Origin of the sequence: Vibrio sp. 947 (assembly GCF_033339115.1) — a bacterium.
Taxonomy (GTDB): Bacteria; Pseudomonadota; Gammaproteobacteria; order Enterobacterales; family Vibrionaceae; genus Vibrio; species Vibrio alginolyticus.
This window is the reverse complement of the sequence record NZ_JAWOTX010000012.1, coordinates 69,670-90,249: the sequence shown is the minus strand read 5'-3', so window position 1 is coordinate 90,249 and position 20,580 is coordinate 69,670. Positions and strand designations below refer to the sequence as shown.

Annotated in this window: 17 protein-coding genes; 13 read left to right on the top strand and 4 right to left on the bottom strand. The window is 44.1% G+C overall.

Annotation, left to right across the window (positions count from 1 at the left end; all coding sequences use genetic code 11):
- Positions 1 to 57: 57 nt before the first annotated feature.
- The 5 genes from znuA to R7Q39_RS16180 all read left to right on the top strand — a co-directional run bounded on the left by znuA (position 58) and on the right by R7Q39_RS16180 (position 8,089).
- The gene (gene znuA, locus R7Q39_RS16200; protein WP_033906913.1) at positions 58 to 945 is read left to right on the top strand and encodes a zinc ABC transporter substrate-binding protein ZnuA; all 888 of its coding nucleotides are present in this window, start codon (positions 58 to 60) and stop codon (positions 943 to 945) included.
- Between the two features lie 202 nt (positions 946 to 1,147).
- Positions 1,148 to 4,525 carry a helix-turn-helix domain-containing protein gene (locus tag R7Q39_RS16195; protein WP_318076448.1) on the top strand — a complete coding sequence of 1,126 codons (3,378 nt, stop codon included), beginning with the start codon at positions 1,148 to 1,150 and terminating at the stop codon, positions 4,523 to 4,525.
- Positions 4,526 to 5,358: 833 nt separating this feature from the next.
- Positions 5,359 to 5,586, top strand: a complete 228-nt coding sequence (locus R7Q39_RS16190) for a FeoA family protein (RefSeq protein WP_005382190.1) — start codon at positions 5,359 to 5,361, stop codon at positions 5,584 to 5,586.
- The gene (gene feoB, locus R7Q39_RS16185; protein WP_047102886.1) at positions 5,586 to 7,862 is read left to right on the top strand and encodes a Fe(2+) transporter permease subunit FeoB; all 2,277 of its coding nucleotides are present in this window, start codon (positions 5,586 to 5,588) and stop codon (positions 7,860 to 7,862) included. The genes R7Q39_RS16190 and feoB overlap by 1 nt, the downstream gene beginning before the upstream one ends.
- Entirely contained in the window at positions 7,859 to 8,089 is a 231-nt protein-coding gene (locus tag R7Q39_RS16180) for a FeoC-like transcriptional regulator (protein WP_318076447.1), read from the top strand. Before feoB ends, R7Q39_RS16180 begins: the two co-directional genes overlap by 4 nt.
- A gap of 108 nt (positions 8,090 to 8,197) precedes the next feature.
- Here the strand turns inward: R7Q39_RS16180 and R7Q39_RS16175 are convergent, their stop codons facing one another.
- The 3 genes from R7Q39_RS16175 to argS form a co-directional block, all read right to left on the bottom strand.
- Positions 8,198 to 8,719, bottom strand: a complete 522-nt coding sequence (locus tag R7Q39_RS16175; protein WP_047102885.1) for a YqhA family protein — start codon at positions 8,717 to 8,719, stop codon at positions 8,198 to 8,200.
- A gap of 150 nt (positions 8,720 to 8,869) precedes the next feature.
- The gene (locus R7Q39_RS16170) at positions 8,870 to 9,298 is read right to left on the bottom strand and encodes an HIT family protein (protein ID WP_005382194.1); all 429 of its coding nucleotides are present in this window, start codon (positions 9,296 to 9,298) and stop codon (positions 8,870 to 8,872) included.
- A gap of 104 nt (positions 9,299 to 9,402) precedes the next feature.
- The gene (gene argS, locus R7Q39_RS16165; protein ID WP_025517318.1) at positions 9,403 to 11,136 is read right to left on the bottom strand and encodes an arginine--tRNA ligase; all 1,734 of its coding nucleotides are present in this window, start codon (positions 11,134 to 11,136) and stop codon (positions 9,403 to 9,405) included.
- Positions 11,137 to 11,356: 220 nt separating this feature from the next.
- Here argS and R7Q39_RS16160 point away from each other — a divergent pair, with 220 nt between their 5' ends.
- Positions 11,357 to 11,956, top strand: coding sequence for a VOC family protein (locus R7Q39_RS16160; protein ID WP_318076446.1), 600 nt, complete (start codon positions 11,357 to 11,359; stop codon positions 11,954 to 11,956).
- 74 nt (positions 11,957 to 12,030) lie between these two features.
- Here R7Q39_RS16160 and purU read toward each other — a convergent pair whose 3' ends face one another.
- Positions 12,031 to 12,864, bottom strand: a complete 834-nt coding sequence (gene purU / locus R7Q39_RS16155; protein WP_005382206.1) for a formyltetrahydrofolate deformylase — start codon at positions 12,862 to 12,864, stop codon at positions 12,031 to 12,033.
- A gap of 218 nt (positions 12,865 to 13,082) precedes the next feature.
- Here purU and R7Q39_RS16150 point away from each other — a divergent pair, with 218 nt between their 5' ends.
- The 7 genes from R7Q39_RS16150 (at position 13,083) to rnd (ending at position 20,576) form a co-directional block, all read left to right on the top strand.
- Entirely contained in the window at positions 13,083 to 15,023 is a 1,941-nt protein-coding gene (locus R7Q39_RS16150; protein ID WP_005382210.1) for an ATP-dependent DNA helicase, read from the top strand.
- A gap of 29 nt (positions 15,024 to 15,052) precedes the next feature.
- Complete coding sequence (tsaB, locus tag R7Q39_RS16145) at positions 15,053 to 15,754, top strand: tRNA (adenosine(37)-N6)-threonylcarbamoyltransferase complex dimerization subunit type 1 TsaB (RefSeq protein WP_033906910.1); 702 nt, start codon at positions 15,053 to 15,055, stop codon at positions 15,752 to 15,754.
- Positions 15,755 to 15,814: 60 nt separating this feature from the next.
- Positions 15,815 to 16,120 carry a hypothetical protein gene (locus R7Q39_RS16140; protein WP_047102883.1) on the top strand — a complete coding sequence of 102 codons (306 nt, stop codon included), beginning with the start codon at positions 15,815 to 15,817 and terminating at the stop codon, positions 16,118 to 16,120.
- Between the two features lie 41 nt (positions 16,121 to 16,161).
- A complete protein-coding gene (locus tag R7Q39_RS16135) occupies positions 16,162 to 16,719 on the top strand; it encodes a Slp family lipoprotein (RefSeq protein ID WP_005382214.1) in 558 nt (185 codons plus the stop codon).
- Positions 16,720 to 16,725: 6 nt separating this feature from the next.
- On the top strand, positions 16,726 to 17,580 hold the full coding sequence (locus R7Q39_RS16130) for an alpha/beta fold hydrolase (protein WP_047102882.1): 855 nt from the start codon (positions 16,726 to 16,728) through the stop codon (positions 17,578 to 17,580).
- Positions 17,581 to 17,686: 106 nt separating this feature from the next.
- The gene (fadD, locus tag R7Q39_RS16125; protein ID WP_005382216.1) at positions 17,687 to 19,378 is read left to right on the top strand and encodes a long-chain-fatty-acid--CoA ligase FadD; all 1,692 of its coding nucleotides are present in this window, start codon (positions 17,687 to 17,689) and stop codon (positions 19,376 to 19,378) included.
- Positions 19,379 to 19,457: 79 nt separating this feature from the next.
- Positions 19,458 to 20,576: a ribonuclease D gene (rnd, locus tag R7Q39_RS16120; RefSeq protein ID WP_080960103.1), complete on the top strand. Its 1,119-nt coding sequence runs from the start codon at positions 19,458 to 19,460 to the stop codon at positions 20,574 to 20,576.
- The last annotated feature ends 4 nt before the right edge of the window (positions 20,577 to 20,580 follow it).

Sequence of the window (20,580 nt, the reverse complement as noted above, 5' to 3'; positions counted from 1 at the left end):
CAATAATGTTATAATGTAACATTATCTCACTTTCCACGCCATATCCCAAGTAAAACTATGAAAAGAGCATTAATTCTTGCTGCCTCAGCAATGTTAACACTTCCAGCACAGGCAGTAACGGTACTGACGAGTATCAAACCTATTCAGTTGTTAGTAACAGAGCTTACTCAAGGAGTAACTTCACCAGACGTGCTATTGCAGTCTAACACATCACCCCATGACTATGCTTTGCGTCCATCGGATGTTAAAAAGGTCGCTTCGGCTGATTTGGTTATTTGGTACGGACATGATCTTGAACCGTTTCTAGAGAAAGTTGTTTCGGATAGATCGAATACTTTGACTATTAGTCAAATTCCAAATCTAGAATTGCGTGAATTTGATAGTGAGCACAACCATGACCATGATGGGCACGATCATGGCTCACATGATCCGCACTTTTGGCTAGGTGTAAGCCAAGCACAACAAGTGGCCAAGGCTGTTGTGAATCAACTTGTATCACTTGATCCGGAAAATGCAGCTCAATATCAAGCGAACCTCAAAAAGTTTGAACTCGAGCTAAAAGACACTGACCAACAGATAAAGCAGAAGCTGGCACCAGTAAAAAACAAAGGTTACTTTGTATTCCATGATGCTTACGGTTATTTCGAAGATCGTTATGAACTAAATCAAATGGGGCATTTTACTGTGAGCCCAGAACGAAAGCCAGGAGCGAAGACCTTAATTCAAATTCGTCAAAAGCTAAGTGGTGGAGATGTGGCTTGTGTATTTTCTGAACCTCAGTTTACCCCGGCTGTCGTTCAGAGCGTAATGAGAGGCAGTGACGTCGCTAAAGGCGAGCTTGACCCGTTAGGGAGTACAATTGAAGCAAAACCTGGCAGTTACTTTACTTTTCTCAACAATATGGCGAATAGTTTTGAGCAATGCTTGAACAAAAAGTCAGATTAAGTGCTGTCGTAATGTAGGAGTAGTCTTTTTAACGTGATCCAGTAGTAAGAATTACAACCTTTGGTAAGGCGAGCCTTTTCTCAGAAAGTAATTGAGATATCATTACCAATAATTATCAGCTCAAAATAACCGTATCAATCCATGCTTTACAAACGATGAACGGTCACTTTCCGAGCACAAATTGATACAAAAGGTTTTCGTCTTGCTACGCCAATTAGCCCTTGCTCTGTTGGGCTTTGTCTTATCCTACCAAGCATTTGCGCTTCATAATGCAAATGCAATCTTTTACCCTTTGCCAACTCAGGCAAAGGGTACTTTTATCGCGGCTAAAAAGTTGTTCTTGGGTGAAAAGGGCGGTTTGTGGATTCATGACGTACACGGACGAGTCCTGTTTTACGATGGTCAAACTATATTACCTAAATCAGGTAGCTTCCTACAAACGTCGGCTAAGCAGTTGGCTTATCATAAAGGTGCTTTTTGGACCTTTATTGAAAATGAGGTCTATCGAACCTATCCAAATCAGGAACGACGTTTAGTCTTTAGTTTAAATCCAGGCTCACAAATAAGAAAAATAGGGTCTTCAAAGAACTATATTTGGGTGAGTGATGGCGCGCATTTCTATACCTACAATATCGACACTAGCGAATTAAACTCTTTCTCTCTATTGCAGCTCTATCAACATAGTAATAATAGCTACGTTTACATTAATGATGCGGTGCTAGTTGAAACGAAGTGGGCACTAGCAACGACTTCCGGCTTCTATCTTTCTGAAGGTGATAAGTTTGACCATGTCGCTGCCTCAGGTCAAAACTACATTGAGAAAGTCTATTATTCACACACGCGAAGAGAAATTTTGATAGGTACATTGCGTGGCGCTTTAATTTTCAACATTTACCAGCCTGATAAAGAAGTGATTAGAATTGGCGGCTCACATGTTTTGACATTCGCAGAGACAAATCAAGAGTATTGGGTGGGGACAGAGCATGGCCTTTATTTGTACTCATTTTTTTCAGGTGAGGTCACCGAAGTCGCGCCTGCAAGTTTTCTTGAGTTAGAGTTAGACAACACGAAGATTTATTCGTTGTTGAGCGACAATATAGGAGGGATGTGGATTGCGACTAACCAAGGTATTCGTTATTACTCGCTATTTAGTAAAAAATTTGAACGAGTGACCTTTAGTAGTTATGACTCACACACCCTATCAGGACGAATTCGGCAAACTATTGAAGGTCCTGATGGTGCGCTTTGGTTTGCTGATGACCGAAAGATTTATCGTTCAGGAAAGAGTGGGATTAACCAAGTCTTAGAGTTGGAGTCGCAGATCAATGAATTTGCGTTTCAAAACGGCATGCTTTGGCTTGCAACCTCAAAAGGGCTGGAAATATTTGATCTAAATGGTCTCAACAAGATTACATTTCCTTATTTACAGGTTATGGCCGGACATGCCGTAGAGCATGTGACCGTTGATGGTGATGACCGTCTTTGGGTATCAAGCGGATACCATCTTTACAATGTTGATACTGCTGCACAAAGCGTACGAAACTTTGGAAGTGAGTGGCTAGTAAGTCAGTATTTGCCTGCTAAGGTTACGCGCCTATATGATATTGAAGATGCCCTATTAATAGGCACCGATCATGGCGTATACCAATACAGTAATGACAACATCCAGTTTATCCGTTTTTCAGAAAAGTTTGGTGAATCATTAGACATGACCACGGCGGTTGATGGCAGCCAGTGGTTTGCTTCATCTTATGGTGTGTTTAAAACTGATACACGAAGCGATGAAAAACGTGTTGTTGAAATGAGTGAACCCAACGCCAGACCTGCTTGCTTGATCAGAGACAGGCAAGGTGTATGGTTAGCTTCCTCTGTCGGTTTAAGCTATTACCACCTTTCGGGTGAGTTAGTGAAACATTACTCATCGTCATCAGGCTTAATGAACAATGAGTTCCTCCCTGGTATTTGTAGCGTTATACAGCAGACAGAAATTGGTGAGCGAGAGCTTGTTCTGGGGTCGAAGTACGGACTCGTAAAAGCAGAAGCATCCAAGCTGCTTGTATCTAATCCCCCAGAGTCTAAGTTTATTGTTAGCCAAGTTGTGCTTGAAAATGAAGTTCTGCAAGTTGGTAGTGCCGATCTGAATGGGCTCACACTGCCATATGGATCTTCGCTGAGTTTTTTATTCGGTGTGATGCCAAAACCAGACAGTCAAAATTTGTACTATCGATTGAACAACGATGACCCATGGCAAACGTTAGAGGGGGGCCAACTGACACTCGAGCACCTTAGTTCCGGTGAATATCACTTGCAGGTCAGTAATGCGTCTCAAGTTGCCGCTGGAGTCGTTGGTTTAGAATCTCACTTTATCGTCCTTCATCCTTGGTATCTATCGCGATTTGCTATTTTAGGCTTTGTCGTAGCTAGTATTGCGGTCGTCGCATTACTTGTTTTCTGGCGCTCTCGCTACGTTGTACAGGCTAACCGTGATCTAGCAGCTCAAGTGACTCTCAAAACGAATCAGTTAAGACATCAAAGTAGAGTGTTGCTTACGAGCAACCAGCAATTACGTAAACAGATTCAAGTTAGAAACCTACTCGTAGACCATGTAGCTCTATCCATAAAATCAAGCGTCGACTTTATTGTGGCGAAACTACCTATGCCTCTGGACACTGCGACAGAGGATCATTTGGCTAAAACGAATTGGCAGTTAAATGAACTCAAAAGCGTTCCAAGTGATGTAAGTGGTGGGAGTCAGAACTACGACTTGAGTCAGATAACTCAGTCAGTGGTTGATGTATGGCAAGATGACTTTGCAAAAGCGGGTATTTTGGTAGAGCTAGAAGATGAGAGCAAGCAGAGCCGGGTTGCTCTGGAAAGTTTTAATCTTGATGTTATTTTCAATAGCATTTTTGCCAATATCATCAAGCGCTCTTTCCGAGGTCAAACGGTTAGAATTATGCTAGAAAAGGGGCATGATATTGTGTCATTGAGCTTTCTTGATTACAGGACGCAATTACCTAATAAAGTCGCGACTGGGCTTCCATCTAACTTAAATCACTCTGAGTTGAGTATTGACCACCTTGCCCAACTAGTGACAACGAGTGGTGGTTATTTGGCTGTCTTCTCTTCTGATGCTCAAAACAAAGTCGAGATTACATGGCCATCTGCGAAGGAAAGGAGTTATCTGGATGAACCGCAGCAAGAACTCAATCCTGTAACTATTGCAGAAGATCAAGTCACACCAGAGAAAGAGTGGTTGCAAAAAGTCTATCAATTAGTGGCAGAGCATTACCATGATCCTGAATTTGGCACTGCGTCAGCCGCTAAAATGCTGTATATGTCTGAACGCTCTTTGCAGAGACGTTTTAAATCTGCCTCGTCAAGAACGTTAAAAGACTATGTCACAGAGGTTCGTTTGGAAACGGCGTGTGAAAAGTTATTGGCGGGTGAGAAAATCAGTGAAGTCGCCTTTAACTCTGGCTTTAATGATCCATCTTACTTTAGCCAAAAGTTTAAGCTGCATTTTGGTTTGCCCCCATCCAAGTTTGCTTTGACTCAAGAAAGCCAAGAAATTAACTAGAAAACCTTCATTATACGCTCCCTAGTTAATAGTTAAGATGCTGGGGAGCTGCATACAGTGCTCTATTATTGCTGCAGTTGCTAACGCAGTGAGTTTCATTGTTTCTTCATCACATCTAGCCTACAAATCCATTCTCAACACGTAAGCACGATCACGTTCTATCTGTTAGTCGCGATGTTCATAGCAATAAGCATAAATGGCTTCAAGAGAATGATTTATTGATAGTTGCAACAAATAAATGACAGTTGTATTGCTGTATCAAAAGAGCGTTGTTCATTTGGGTGAATGATGGTGTGCGACATTCGTGAAAACGAAAACTGTGTTGAAAAGATGAATAAGGTAAAGAAGTTTTGAAAGAGGTGAAAAAAAATATCGTGGTATAGCCGGGGGGACTATACCACGGGTGTCAAGGACACCTTCGCTTGCTGCCGGAGTGACATGTTGCCATGCCACCTCTGGAATTTATTAGAGAGGTTGCCCTCTCGATGGAGTAACTATACGAGAGGTTACTTATTTTTCTTATAAAAATAACGCCATGTTTATATGAGAAAAGCGACAACGTTTGGTTTTTTACTTAACTAATTGTTTTAATTTGTATTTTTTGTTTTCTATCTTGGTTTGTGACATTTTTGTTTCGTTAGGTGTCATTTTTAATTGTTAATTTTGACGTAAATAACGAGAGGAAATTTACGAAGTTAACGTTTGAAAGCGTGAAAACATTTACGGAATCTTTGATTTCACACAAGGATTGAAGGGGTATAGGGGAGTAATATTGGCAACCTAAACTTATTAAATAATAATATTTCTCATTAGCAATACTCTTAAGGGCCACTATGAAGTTATCAGAGATTAATCCTGGCGATACGGTGACGATTCGGTTGTTAGATGGTCTTTCATCAGATATCAGAAAGAAACTCATGGTAATGGGGCTGCTTCCCAATACAGAAGTCAAAGTGATTCGACGTGCGCCAATGGGCGATCCTTTACAAGTCGAAGTCCGTGGTGTGTCTGTCGCATTGCGAGAAACAATTGCTCAGAAAATTGAAGTGGAGCGAGTGTAATGCAATATCAAGTGCTAACCGTAGGTAACCCTAATAGTGGTAAAACGACGCTATTTAATGGTTTAACTGGCGCAAAACAGCAAGTTGGTAACTGGGCAGGCGTCACGGTTGAAAAGAAAACAGGACAATTCAAGCATGCTGGGGATGAGTTTTTGCTCACTGACCTTCCGGGTATTTACTCATTAGACAGTGGTAATGATAGTAATAGTATTGATGAATCCATCGCATCGCGTGCGGTTCTAACTCATCCTGCTGATCTCATTATTAACGTGGTGGATGCTACAAGTTTAGAGCGCAGCTTATACATGACGCTGCAACTTCGCGAACTTGGTCGCCCTATGATTGTTGTCCTCAACAAGATGGATGCGCTAAAGCGTGAACGTCAGATGATTAACGTTGCAGAGCTTGAGAAAACGTTAGGTTGTCCGGTTGTCAGTTTATCTGCAACCAATAAAACTCAAGTGGCAGAGTTTAAAGAAAAGCTCCATAAATCCATCGTTCAAGGAGTGCCACTTAAAGAATTGTCTTTGCATTACGGTGAGAAGATGGAGTCGGCAATTCAAACGGTTTCCGCACTTTTTAACGACCAAAACGTCGCTCATCGTGCACTAGCGATTCGTGCGCTTGAAAAAGACACAATGGTGCTCAATAGTCTTTCTGATATTGATAGAAGCAAAGTCTTGGAAGTCATTACGACGTTAGATTTGGATATCGATTTGCATGTCGCGGATACTAAGTACACGCATCTGCATGAACAGTGTAAAAAAGTTCGCCGAAGCGAAGGCAAGTTAAGTCGTAGTGTGACTGAAAGACTCGACCAGTTTATTTTGAACAAGTGGATTGGAATTCCTTTCTTCTTTGTTGTTATGTACCTGATGTTTATGTTCTCGATTAACATCGGTAGTGCATTTATCGACTTTTTTGACATTGGTGTGGGCGCATTATTGGTTGATGGTGGGCATCACTTGTTAGACGGTCATTTGCCTGTGTGGTTAGTGACGGTTCTTGCTGATGGTATCGGTGGTGGTATCCAGACGGTTGCAACCTTCATTCCGGTTATCGCGTGTTTGTACCTCTTCCTAGCGGTACTTGAGAGCTCAGGTTACATGGCTCGTGCAGCATTCGTACTAGATAAAGTGATGCAGAAGATCGGCCTACCGGGCAAAGCATTTGTACCGTTGGTTCTTGGTTTTGGCTGTAACGTACCGTCAATCATGGCAACTCGTACTCTAGACCAAGAACGTGAGCGTAAACTGGCTGCCTCTATGGCACCATTTATGTCATGTGGTGCTCGTCTGCCTGTATACGCGCTATTCGCTGCGGCATTTTTCCCAGGCTCAGGTCAAAACATTGTATTCGCACTTTACCTACTTGGTATTGTGGCAGCGATCTTTACGGGTCTCTTCCTTAAGCATACGCTTTACCCAGGTAGCAGTGATAGCCTAGTAATGGAAATGCCAGACTATGAGCTTCCGACGCTACAAAACGTGGTGATCAAAACTTGGCAAAAGCTAAAGCGCTTTGTACTTGGTGCAGGTAAAACCATCGTTATCGTTGTTGCTATTCTGAGTTTCTTCAACTCATTGGGTACTGATGGCAGTTTTGGTAATGAAGACAGCGAAAACTCGGTGCTTTCTAAAGCTGCGCAAGTTGTAACTCCAGTATTCGCGCCAATCGGTGTTCAAGAAGATAACTGGCCAGCGACGGTTGGTATCATTACCGGCATCTTCGCAAAAGAGGCGGTAGTTGGTACGCTTAACAGTCTATACACCACGCCAAGTGACGGTGAAGACGCAGAATTTGATCTAATGGGCAGCCTAGAAGAGGCAGTAATGAGTATCCCTGAAAACTTAGCCGGTTTGAGCTACTCAGATCCACTAGGCATTGAAGTGGGTGACTTAACTGACTCAAATGCCGTTGCCGAAGAACAAGAAGTCGATGCTTCTATCTTCGGTAACATTAAATCGCAGTTTGCTTCTGGTAATGCCGCATTTGCTTACCTAATCTTTATCCTACTGTACACACCTTGTGTGGCGGCGATGGGGGCTTACGTACGTGAGTTTGGTCATAAGTTCGCACGCTTTATCGCGGTTTGGACAATGGGCTTGGCTTACCTATGTGCGACGTTCTACAACCAATTGACGCATTTCGCAGATAGCCCAGTGACAAGTGGCATTTGGATGGCAGTGATCGTAGCTATCTTCTTTGGCACATACCGTGTGTTCAAACGAGTTGGTAAGAAACAAAACGGTGTATTAGAGGCGCAAGTAGCATGATTTTAAAAGAGCTTTATCAATACATTGCAGATAAAGGAACCGTTTCCCAGTCAGATCTGGCTAAGCAGTTTGGGATGAGTGAAGATGGTGCTGACGCGATGTTAAGTGTGTGGATTAAGAAGGGCAAAATTAGCCGCCTAGTTGACACCAATAAAGCTCATGGCGTGACTCGAGTTCGCTACTCAGTGACTAAACAAGATGGTTTGTCTCTGACAGTCACCATGTAGCGACTATCAAAATTAGTCACCTAAAAATTATCACGTAAAAACGACAAAGCCGCATCAGCAATGATGCGGCTTTTATTTTGCTGGTTATTGTTTGTGAATACAGCGAAATTAATGCTCTTCAGAGTGTTTAGTCGCGCCTAACCCTAGGAACTTCAAACCAAGACTTAAAACTAAAATCGAAATAGGTAATGTTAAGATCGTCCAATCTAAGCTGTAGAAGTTAATCAGCACGAGCTCTAAGAACTTCACAAACAAGATCACGATGATGACTTCAGCCAAAATGTTTTTTAGATGGCCGATGTTTGGGGTTCTGATCCAATGCAAAACCGACTGCTCTTGTGTTTTCGCTTTAGCTTTGTTGGAAATAAATAGTGTGTAGATGCCGTGAGCAAAGATGAACAAAACTAGTGCGACAAGAAACGTATCCAGTGACTTGATCAAATAAGCGATCGCGATGTCTGCTTTATCTAAATGTGCGAGTGCTTCTGGAGGTGTTTGATTAAGAATGAAGACCGCAAATGCTGAATAGGTTTTTGCTGCACCCATAAGAAAAAGCAAGAATGAAGCAGCCATAGAACAGATGATGGCGATCCAGCTGACGTATCGGAATGTGTTGAAGACTTGTTTCATGATGACCCTCTCTAACTGAGCTGGTAGTCTAAACAAGTTTTATTTTAGTGATAATCCCAGAAAAATGAGAAAGATTGTTACAAATACGTATTAATCTTTCTCTGTCTGTTTCAGCCGTATTCAAAGGCGAATTATTTTCGCTTGCAGTGCTTATGCTTTTTGGAAAATAGAGCTCAGTGATAACACGTTCTTAATACGACCAAGCAATTCGTTTTGCTCTTCTTCTGTACGGAATTCACCTTTGGTGTTACCCCAAACCGGTCCCGGCCATGCTACGTCATCTTTGAAGCGAGCAATATGGTGAATGTGCAGCTGTGGCACCATATTACCTAGCGCACCAAGGTTTAGCTTGTCTGGACGGAATGTTGCTTCCAGTGCTTGGCTTACCGCTTGAGACTCTAGCAAAAACTGTTGCTGTTCTTGCATTGGCAAGTGGTGAAGCTCTTTTAGGTTTGCACGTTTTGGTACCAAGATAACCCATGGCACGGCATTGTCTTTATGCAGAAGCGCCACACACAGTGGGAAGTGACCGATAACGGTAGTGTCTTTTGCCAATTGAGGGTGCAGTTCAAAACTCATTATATTATCCGATTTGAATTGAATTACATCAGTATACGCCAGATAAAACAAAAGGTTGACGCTTTCACGTCAACCTTTCGAAATCATATCGATTCTCGATTCGCTTACATACGCTCTAGAGTATCAATACCTAGTAGAGACAGACCTTGCTTGATGGTCTTCGCTGTTAGCGCTGCTAGTTTCAGACGGCTTTGTTTCACTGCTTCATCTTCAGCAACTAGGATAGGGCATGCTTCGTAGAAGCTAGAGAACTGACCTGCTAGTTCGAATAGGTAGCTACACATGATGTGCGGTTGGCCTTCGCGAGCGACAGATTGAACCGCTTCTTCGAACTGCATAAGTTTAGCAATAAGTGCTTTCTCTTTCTCATCAGTGATTTTGATGTCACCTTGGAGAGCGTCCATAGCAACACCAGCTTTAGCGAAAATAGAAGCTACGCGAGTGTATGCATATTGCATGTATGGTGCTGTGTTACCTTCAAACGCTAACATGTTGTCCCAATCGAACACGTAGTCAGTCGTACGGTGTTTAGATAAGTCAGAGTATTTAACCGCTGCCATTGCAACTGTTTTAGAGATCTTCTCTTTTTCTTCCGCATCTAGCTCAGGGTTTTTAGATTCGATCAGTTGTGCTGCACGAACTTCTGCTTCATCTAGAAGGTCGGCAAGGCGAACGGTACCACCCGCACGAGTCTTGAATGGCTTACCATCTTTACCAAGCATCATGCCGAACGCGTGGTGCTCAAGAGATACTGACTCAGGTACGTAGCCTGCTTTACGAACAATTGTCCAAGCTTGCATTAGGTGCTGGTGTTGACGTGAGTCGATGAAGTAAAGCACACGGTCTGCGCTTAGCTCTTCATAACGATATTTTGCACATGCGATGTCTGTTGTTGTGTATAGGAAACCGCCATCGCGTTTTTGAACGATAACGCCCATTGGTTCGCCATCTTTGTTCTTGTATTCATCTAGGAATACAACTTGCGCGCCATCATCTTCAACGGCAAGACCTTGTTCTTTTAGGTCTGCAACGATCTTAGGAAGCATGTCGTTGTACATGCTCTCGCCCATCACGTCGTCACGAGTCAGTGACACGTTTAGACGGTCGTAGTTGCGCTGGTTTTGGATCATGGTTACATCAACGAGTTTTTTCCACATTTCTGCACAGTACTCGTCACCGCTTTGCAGTTTTACCACGTAGTTTCGCGCCTTTACTGCGAACTCTTCATCTTCATCGTACAGCTTTTTCGATTCGCGGTAGAAGCCTTCAAGGTCCGCAAGTTCCATAGAAACTTCGCCAGACTCTTGTTGTACACGCTCAAGGTTTGCGATGAGCATACCGAACTGAGTACCCCAGTCGCCGATGTGGTTCGCACGGATCACTTTGTGACCTAGGAACTCAAGAGTACGTACTACCGCATCACCGATGATGGTTGAACGTAGGTGACCAACGTGCATTTCTTTAGCTACGTTTGGTGCAGAGTAGTCAGCAACGATAGTTTGAGCTTCGTCTGCTGCAACGCCAAGACGTGAGTCAGCCAGTGCTGCTTCCGCTTGTTTTGCTAGGAACTCTTCGCTTAGGAAAATGTTGATGAAACCAGGACCAGCGATTTCTGTCTTGCTTGCAATACCATCTAGGTCTAGAACATCCAGTACTTTCTGTGCAAATTCTCGTGGGTTAGTACCCAGTTTTTTAGCAACGCCCATTACGCCGTTTGCTTGGTAGTCACCAAATTGTGGCTTTGCTGATTGGCGTACTGCCGCAGGACTGCCTGCAGGTGCGCCAGCGGCTTCTAGAGCCTGAGATACTTTGTCATTAATAAGTGCTTGGATATTCACACGCGTTTCCTTCAATTCAAGGACGAAGAACTCGGCGAAGTAAGTGCCGAGTTCTGTTGGAGTTCACAAAAATGGGGCTAATGATAACAACTTTATTGCTTTTCATACAGAGAGGAATTGGGGAAATTTATACTTTTTCGATTGAATGGAAATGTGGTTTGGTTTGCGTTTACTATTGCGCTCAGAGTAATGAGATAAATCGCCCCATAAGAGAGCCACAATGACGACTCAACTAGTTGAAAAACGCCTAGCGCCTAAATTGATGATCCAAGATCTGGATGAATTTATGGCGAAGATTGAAGAGCTTGCATCCCTGTTAAAACTGGATCTGAGCTTTGCTCAAGCTGACCATATTGCGCTGCGAATTAATGATACTGAAACAGCAAAAGCCGCGCATGAAGCATGGAATCAATACGGTAAGGTGATTTCACAAGCGAAAATCAACGGTCGTCCAATCATCGTTATCGAATTCGACAAAGCGTTGGAAAGCCGTGGTTGGAAGATTGAGTGTCTGGAACTGCCATACCCTGCGGAAGGCAAAATCTACCCAAATGAAAGCTGGGAACATGTGGAGTTTGTGATTCCGTCTCATGCCGAAACTGCAGACGAGTTTCTTGCTGATTTGAAACACACTTACCCAGCGTTTGGCGCGCGTTTTAATGAGTTGGAAGAGCTGGGTGTGAAGATCAAACTGTCGAGCCCGAAAGGGGATCGCGAACGCTTGAACAACCCAACCGTGGCGTTTAAGTACCAAGGCATTTGTATCAAACTGCACCCGCATTCACTTAAGCGTATTGTGGAGTCTGAGCAGGCTGAATAAGCAAGTTTTGAACGACTAGAAAGAAGAAAGGTTTGCAAATGAGCAACCCTTTCTTTCATTCAAAAGCGATGAACTTAAAGGATCACTGTCTTATTCCCATAAACAAAGACGTGGTCATTGATCACTTTATTCAAAGCCTTACTCAATACGTTCTTCTCTACATCCCGTCCCGCTTGCGCCATATCTTGGGCATTGAATGTATGGTCGACAGGAATTACGTCTTGCTTGATGATCGGCCCTTCATCTAAATCATTAGTCACGAAGTGTGCTGTTGCACCGATGATTTTCACACCGCGATCGTAAGCTTGTTGATATGGCTTCGCGCCAATAAAAGCAGGTAAGAAGCTGTGATGAATATTAATGATTTTGTGGTGGTATTTCTCAACAAACGTCGGCGTTAATACGCGCATGTATTTAGCTAGCACCAAAAAGTCAGCATCGTATTGATCGATCACTTCTAGCATCTTCTGCTCGTGTTCTTCACGGCTAAGATTTTCATGGGTCACATGGTGGTAAGGAATGTCGAAGCGTTCAGTGAGAGTTTGCAGTTTGTCGTAATTCCCCACCACAGCGGCGATCTCAACATCTAGGCTTCCATCGTAGGTTTTCATCAGAATATCGCCTAAACAATGCGCTTCTTTTGTGACGAGAATGACGATGCGCTTACGGCGAGAGCCAACCAATTTACGCTTAGCACCTTGCGGGAGAGCTTGGTCCAAGTCGGCAAGAAACGTTTGATCGTTGAAGTACCCCTCCAACTCCGTTCTCATGAAAAAGTGGCCACTGGTATTATCAACAAATTCGTTATTGTGAACGATGTTGAGTTGGTGCTTGTAACAGATATTAGTAATTTTCGAGATGAGACCCGGGGCGTCAGAACAGTGGGTCAACAGTGTTTTCTTTTCCATAAATCAGGTACTTCCATGCATTAATATTTTAGCGTACGAATTTGTTATTATTCCCTGGCGGGTGTAACTGTACTGCCATGTTTCACCATAAATAATCTATTCTTACGTTGGTTTCAACAAAATATCCGCGTGTCGCCGCAAGCTGGTCAGATTGTGGGCTGATGTCACTCCTATTCCTCTGATATACTCTCGATAATTTTTCAAACTCAATACTAAGCATGATCGCAAAAACTTTTTCCTCTGATGGCGCGTTAGGTAAGGCCATTCCTGGCTTTCAAGCTCGTCAGCCACAAATCGATATGGCGGAAGCCGTCAGCAGTGCGATCAAAGATCAAACCCAGTTGGTGGTGGAGGCAGGAACCGGAACCGGTAAGACCTTCGCATACCTAGTCCCTGCGCTGTTGAGCGGTAAAAAAGTGATTATCAGTACAGGCTCGAAAAACTTGCAAGAGCAGTTGTACCATCGGGACTTACCGCTCATGGTCAATGCGCTTGGTTTTTATGGTCAAGTGGCGTTATTAAAAGGGCGTTCTAATTATCTGTGTTTGGATCGTTTGAGCCGCCAAATGGTCGAAAGCCACACTAATGAATCTGACCCGACGTTATTAACTCAACTGGTTAAAGTGCGTGCTTGGTCATCAGAAACCAAAACAGGTGACCTTGGTGATTGTGATGATCTGCCAGAAGACAGCATGATCATTCCGACTATCACCTCAACCAATGATAACTGTTTAGGTAAAGAATGTCCGAGCTACACTGATTGCTTTGTATTGAAAGCGCGTAAGCGAGCCATGGATTCCGACATTGTTGTAGTGAACCATCACTTGTTTCTTGCTGATTTAGCGATCAAAGAAACAGGATTCGGTGAACTGATTCCAGAAGCCGATGTGTTTATTTTTGATGAAGCTCATCAGTTGCCAGATATTGCGAGCGAATATTTCGGCCAGTCAGTTTCAAGCCGCCAAATTCACGATCTTGCCAAAGACATTGAAATAGCCTACCGCACCGAAGCCAAAGATATGCGTCAATTGCAAAAAGTGGGCGACAAACTCATGCAAAGCGCAATGGACATGCGGATTGTATTGGGTGAGCCAGGCTTTCGTGGCAACTGGCGTGAGGCGTTGCAATCAGGTTCTATTAAGCGAGAATTATTGCGCTTAACTGACAGCCTCGAATTGGCGATTGATGTACTCAAAATAGCTTTAGGGCGCAGTCAATTACTGGATACCGCTTTTGAACGAGCCAATTTGATCAAAGGCCGCATCGACCGCGTCTGTGATGTCGATATTACCGGTTACTCATACTGGTACGATACCTCGCCTCGTCATTTCGCTCTGCACATTACGCCTCTTTCTGTCGCGGACAAGTTCCATGAGCAAATAGAGATTAAACAAGGCGCGTGGATTTTCACGTCAGCAACCCTAGCTGTATCGGGCGACTTCAAGCACTTTACTGAGCGCCTTGGCCTCAAGCCTACAAAGCAATTTTCTCTGCCGTCCCCCTTTGATTATCAAAAACAAGCGCGCCTTTGTGTGCCAAGGTATTTGCCAGAGCCAAACAGTAACGGCTTAGCGGATAAGTTAGTCCGAATGCTTGCTCCGGTGATTGAAGAAAATGATGGTCGCTGCTTCTTTTTATGTACCTCGCACAGCATGATGCGTGAACTAGGTGAGAAGTTCCGAGAAGTACTTGAGCTGCCTGTGTTAATGCAAGGGGAGATGAGTAAGCAGAAAACCTTGGCGGAGTTTATGGAATTGGGTAACGCTTTACTCGTGGCGACGGGCGCTTTCTGGGAAGGGATTGATGTTAGAGGTGATGCGCTGAGCTGTGTTATTATCGACAAATTACCGTTTACCGCCCCTGACGATCCGTTACTCAAAGCCCGTATCGAGGATTGTCGATTACGTGGCGGTGAACCATTTGCTGAAGTACAAATCCCGGATGCAGTGATTACGTTAAAGCAGGGAGTAGGGCGATTAATTCGAGATCAGAAGGATCACGGTGCGTTGATCATTTGTGATAATCGCCTCGTCACGCGAGACTATGGTGGTATTTTCCTCGGAAGCCTACCACCTATCCCAAGGACGCGAGACTTAGATGGAATCAAAGCATTCCTGAAAGCAGAACAATCTGTCACAGACGCAAGTGCTGAGGCATAACCCAATAAATGAAAGTTGTAGAGAGTTAAATGAGCGCAAAAATTCTTGCTATCGATACAGCGACTGAAAACTGTTCAGTTGCGTTGTTGGCTAATGATCAAGTGATTTCACGTAGCGCGGTTGCACCACGCGATCACACCAAAAAAGTACTGCCAATGGTTGATGAAGTACTCAAAGAAGCTGGCCTGACTCTACAAGAGCTGGATGCGTTAGCGTTTGGACGTGGTCCAGGTAGCTTTACTGGCGTTCGTATCGGTATTGGTATCGCACAAGGTTTGGCGTTCGGTGCTGACTTACCTATGATCGGCGTTTCAACGCTGGCTGCAATGGCTCAAGGTAGCTATCGCTTACATGGTGTGACCGATGTCGCTGTGGCCATTGATGCACGTATGGGTGAAGTTTACTGGGCACGTTACACTCGCCAAGCAAACGGTGAGTGGGCAGAGATGGATGCAGAGTGCGTAATTCCACCAGCACGTCTAGTTGAAGAAGCACAAGCAGACGACAAAACGTGGACGACAGCAGGTACTGGTTGGGATGCTTACCAAGAAGTATTAGCAGACCTACCGTTTAATTTGACGCATGGTGACGTTCTGTACCCTGATTCACAAGACATTGTGATTCTTGCTGAACAAGAATTTAAAAAGGGTAATACCGTGCCGGTCGAAGATTCGAGCCCTGTTTATTTACGTGATAATGTGACATGGAAAAAACTTCCTGGTCGCGAATAGTCCGTTTTTCATTAACCTGACAAAAAGCAGGGCGTTTGCCCTGTATTTTTACGGAGTGCTATGGCGTCGATTAATGGCTTGCCTCCTTCTTTGATTCCCGGTGCAAATCGCACTAATAAAGCCAGTCAAAAGAAGCAGGTAAATAAATCACAAACAAAGCAGCCTGTAGGTCAGCCTTCAAAGGTTGCTAACGCCGTGGCGCACTCCATAAAACACGTGGATGAGTCCCAAATTCACCGAGCTCAAGTGCAATATGACCTTCCTGAAGGGGGCGCACGTAAAGCAATGGAGCAGTACATGGATGTCATGAATCGAGCTAAAAAAGAGGAACTGGCTCAATTACTTGGTGTCGATATTTACGTGTGAGATCTCCCCAGCTTGGGGTTACTAATATTGAAAGGTGGTTTATGAAGGTTTTTGGACGGTTTTTTCTCGCATTATTTGCTACGGTTGGTTTGTCTGCGTGTAGCTCGTTGCCAGAGGAGCTAAATGCAAGCACAGAATTGGTCGTTACAGACTATAAAGCTTTTGCTGAGTCTCAGGGGCAAGTGAGTGAAGATGTTCGCCTTGGTGGAATCATCGCTAAAGTGGATAACTTTAAAGATAAAACGCGTCTAGAGATTGTAAACCTTCCTATCAGTAAGTCTGGTAAACCTGATATTGATGAAGAGCCTACGGGGCGTTTTGTCGCCTATTTTGATGGCTATTTAGAGCCTGTCGCCTTTAGTGAAGGCCGTTTGGTGACGGTTGTAGGCAAAGGAGCAGGGGAAGAAGAAGGAAAGATCGGTGAGCACGGTTACATCTTCCCGGTAATTAAGGGGGAAGGGTACCGTTTATGGAAAATTGAAGAACGTGTACGCATGTATGACTCGCCAACCTACTTTTACCCATGTTACTCGATTAACTGCCGCATGTGGCGTAATGATTTCCCACAAGACGGTAAAGTGATAAAACAGGTCAAATAATCTGCGATGCATGAGCGTCAATTCGAGCTTCCTGCCGGCAAAATGGCAGCCCTTGAGATAGGGAACGAGAAAACGGCTGACTTGTCAGTCGTTTTTCTTCATGGGTGGTTAGATAATGCGGGCAGCTTTAAAGCGCTCATGGAGCAGTTGAATCAACTTAATCCTCACTTACACCTCCTCGCCATCGATCATTTTGGTCACGGTTTATCGAGTCATAAATCTCACGATAATTATTACCCCTTTCACGACTATATTGCCGATTTGTATCAGTTTTTGGACGAATTATCACCAAACAGACTGATATTAGTAGGGCATTCACTTGGTGCTTTAATCGCAAGTTGCTATAGTGCTGCGTTTCCAGAGCAGGTCGAAGGTCTTGTGCAAATTGAGGGAGCAGGACCTCTTACTGAAGAGCCTATTAACAGTTTGCCTCGTCTTCGCGATGGCGTTTTAAGTCGAATAAGACAGCAAAACAAGCCAGAGCGAGCCATTGCCTCCTTCGATCTGGCGTTAAAATTACGCATGCAAGCCAACCAATTAACCGCTGAGCAGCTTCTACCGATAGTCGAGCGTGGAACAGAGCAGCGAGGAGATAAATGGTATTGGCGGCATGACGCCAAGTTAAAATGTGCGTCGCTTTACCGAATGGCGCAAGCGCATGCTAACTCGATTACCAGCCAAATACGTTGTCCTCATTTGATTGTATTAGGCGATCAAGGATTTCAGAATTTACCATCTAACCAAGCTGATTGGGGAGAGAACCCACCGCAAGTGGTTTCTGTCAAGGGTGGTCATCACTGTCATTTAGAGCAAATACTCGAGGTCGCAACGCGAATTCTTGGTGTAGTTAACAAAATTTAAACAAGTGTTTGAGAGTTGCGTGCTCAAGCACGTTCGCTGTGCTGTAATAGCTTTCAAAATAAAAAGGACGCTATTTTTTAGCCAGTTATAAACGAGGAGTAACATCGTGGATAAACCATGGCTTTCACGTTATCCAAGTGACGTACCTGAAACCATTAATCCAGAGCAATATGAGTCTTTGGTAGAAATGTTTGAACAGTCTGTACAAAAATATGCAGACCAACCAGCATTCATGAACATGGGCTCGGTTATGACCTTCCGTAAATTGGAAGAGCGTAGTCGCGCATTCGCAGCGTATCTGCAAAACGAGTTAAAACTGCAAAAGGGTGACCGCGTTGCTCTGATGATGCCAAACTTACTGCAATACCCAGTAGCATTATTTGGTATTTTGCGTGCAGGTTGTATCGCCGTAAACGTTAACCCACTTTACACTCCTCGTGAACTTGAACACCAATTGAATGACTCAGGTGCGACGACGATTGTGATTGTGTCTAACTTTGCGAACACGCTAGAACAAATTGTCGATAAAACACCAGTCAAACACGTAGTGTTAACCAGTCTTGGTCAAATGCTGCCACGAGCGAAAGGTACGATTGTCGATTTTGTCGTGAAGTACGTTAAGGGCATGGTGCCTAAGTACGATTTACCTGGTGCAATCTCAATGCGTCAGGCTCTACGTAAAGGTCGTCGTCTACAATACGTTAAACCGTTTATGTCTGGGGATGACATTGCATTCCTGCAATATACGGGGGGGACGACAGGTGTCGCGAAAGGCGCGATTCTGACTCACCGCAACATGATTGCGAACGTTCTACAGGCAAAAGGCGCGTACGGACCGGTTTTATCTCCGGGGCGTGAATTAGTCGTGACAGCGTTACCGCTGTATCACGTATTTGCTCTTACCGTAAACTGTCTGCTGTTTGTTGAAATGGGTGGTCGTAACTTACTTATTACCAACCCAAGAGATATTCCAGGGTTCGTGAAAGAGCTACAAAAGCATCCGTTTACTGCGATTACGGGCGTGAATACCTTATTTAATGCATTGGTCAATAATGAAGATTTCCACGAGTTGGATTTCAGTAATCTACGTTTAGCCGTTGGCGGCGGCATGGCAGTGCAGCGCTCAGTGGCAGAAAGATGGCAAAAGACCACGGGTTGCTATTTGCTCGAAGGTTACGGTCTAACAGAGTGTTCTCCGTTGGTGGCGGCATATCCGCATGATCTTGTTGAATACAATGGCTCTATTGGTCTGCCGGTACCATCAACAGAAGTTCGTATCGTGGATGAAGAAGGCAACGCTCTTGCGAATACTGAAACTGGTGAACTTCAAGTTCGTGGTCCTCAGGTTATGCAAGGTTACTGGCAACGACCTGAAGCAACGAAAGATACGATTAACGAAGACGGCTGGCTATCAACTGGCGACATCGTTAAGTTCGATGACGAAGGCTTCCTGCATATCGTTGACCGTAAGAAAGACATGATCTTAGTATCAGGCTTTAATGTTTACCCGAACGAAATCGAAGACGTTGTAGCACTTCACGGCAAAGTACTTGAAGTTGCTGCTATTGGTCAGCCGCATGAAGTGTCTGGTGAATTAGTGAAGATTTATGTCGTGAAACGCGATCCGAGCTTGACCAAAGACGAAGTGATCGCGCATTGTCGAGAACACCTAACTGGCTACAAAGTTCCGAAGTTGGTTGAGTTCCGCGAAGACTTACCTAAAACCAATGTCGGTAAGATCTTGCGTCGTGTTTTACGCGAAGAGAATGACGCTGAACTTGCGAAGAAAAGCGCATAAGCCGATTTCGTCGAGTCGAGAGATTTAAAAAATGATAGAATGCCAGCGTTTTGCTGGCATTTTTTATAGCGAGAAGTATGTGAACTATCAAATTATTACTAAAAACAAAGACCTAGAAGAGGTTTGCACTCATGCCCGAGAGGCAGACGTAGTGATGCTGGATACCGAATTCGTTCGTATTCGCACTTTCTACCCGCAGTTAGGTCTGATTCAGCTTTTCGATGGTAATCGCCTCTCGCTGATTGATCCGACTGAATTAACGGATATGACGCCGTTTGTAGCGCTATTAAAAGATACTTCTGTGCTAAAAGTGCTGCACGCATGTGGTGAAGATTTAGAAGTTTTCCAAAACGCTTTTGGTTGTACACCATTCCCTATGGTGGATACGCAGCTGATGGCCGCTTTTCTCGGTCACGGCCTATCGACAGGCTTCGCATCGCTGGTGGAAGAATATTTAGGCGTAGAGCTCGACAAAAGTGAATCACGTACCGACTGGATGGCTCGTCCACTGACACAAAAGCAATTAGATTATGCTGCCGCAGATGTTCATTACTTGTTACCGTTATACGAAAAGCTGTTCGATAAGGTGACGCAAGCAGGTTGGTGGGAAGCTGTACAGCAAGAAAGTGATTTACTCGTTTCGAAACGTATTCGCGTAACCAATGAAGAGAATGCCTACCTTGATATTAAGGGCGCTTGGCAATTAAAACCTTCTGAGCTGGCTATTTTAAAGCCATTGGCGACGTGGCGTTATCGTGAAGCAATCAAACGAGATTTAGCGCTGAACTTTATCTTCAAAGAAGGTGATCTATTAACGGTCGCTCGTCTTGGTTTAACGAACTTTAAGAAGATGGAAGCAGAAGATATTGATATCCGAGCGATTAACCGCCATGGCGCGAAGATTGCCGCGATTGTTAAGCAAGCGAAGCAAACACCTTCTGAAGAGTATCCTGCGAAAATTGAGCGTTTAATGGACTATCCGGGTTACAAGCAGGTCTTCAAAAATATGAAAGACTTGGTGAAATCGGCTTCGCAGAAGTCAGGTTTAGCCACGGAGTTCCTTGCCTCTAAAAAGCAGATCAATCAGTTGATCAGTTGGGTTTGGAAAAAAGATCGTGACTCAGAAGTATTGCCTGATTTGATGCAAGGGTGGCGTTTGGATTTACTCGGCGACAAGATGAATAAAGCATTAAAGTAATGAA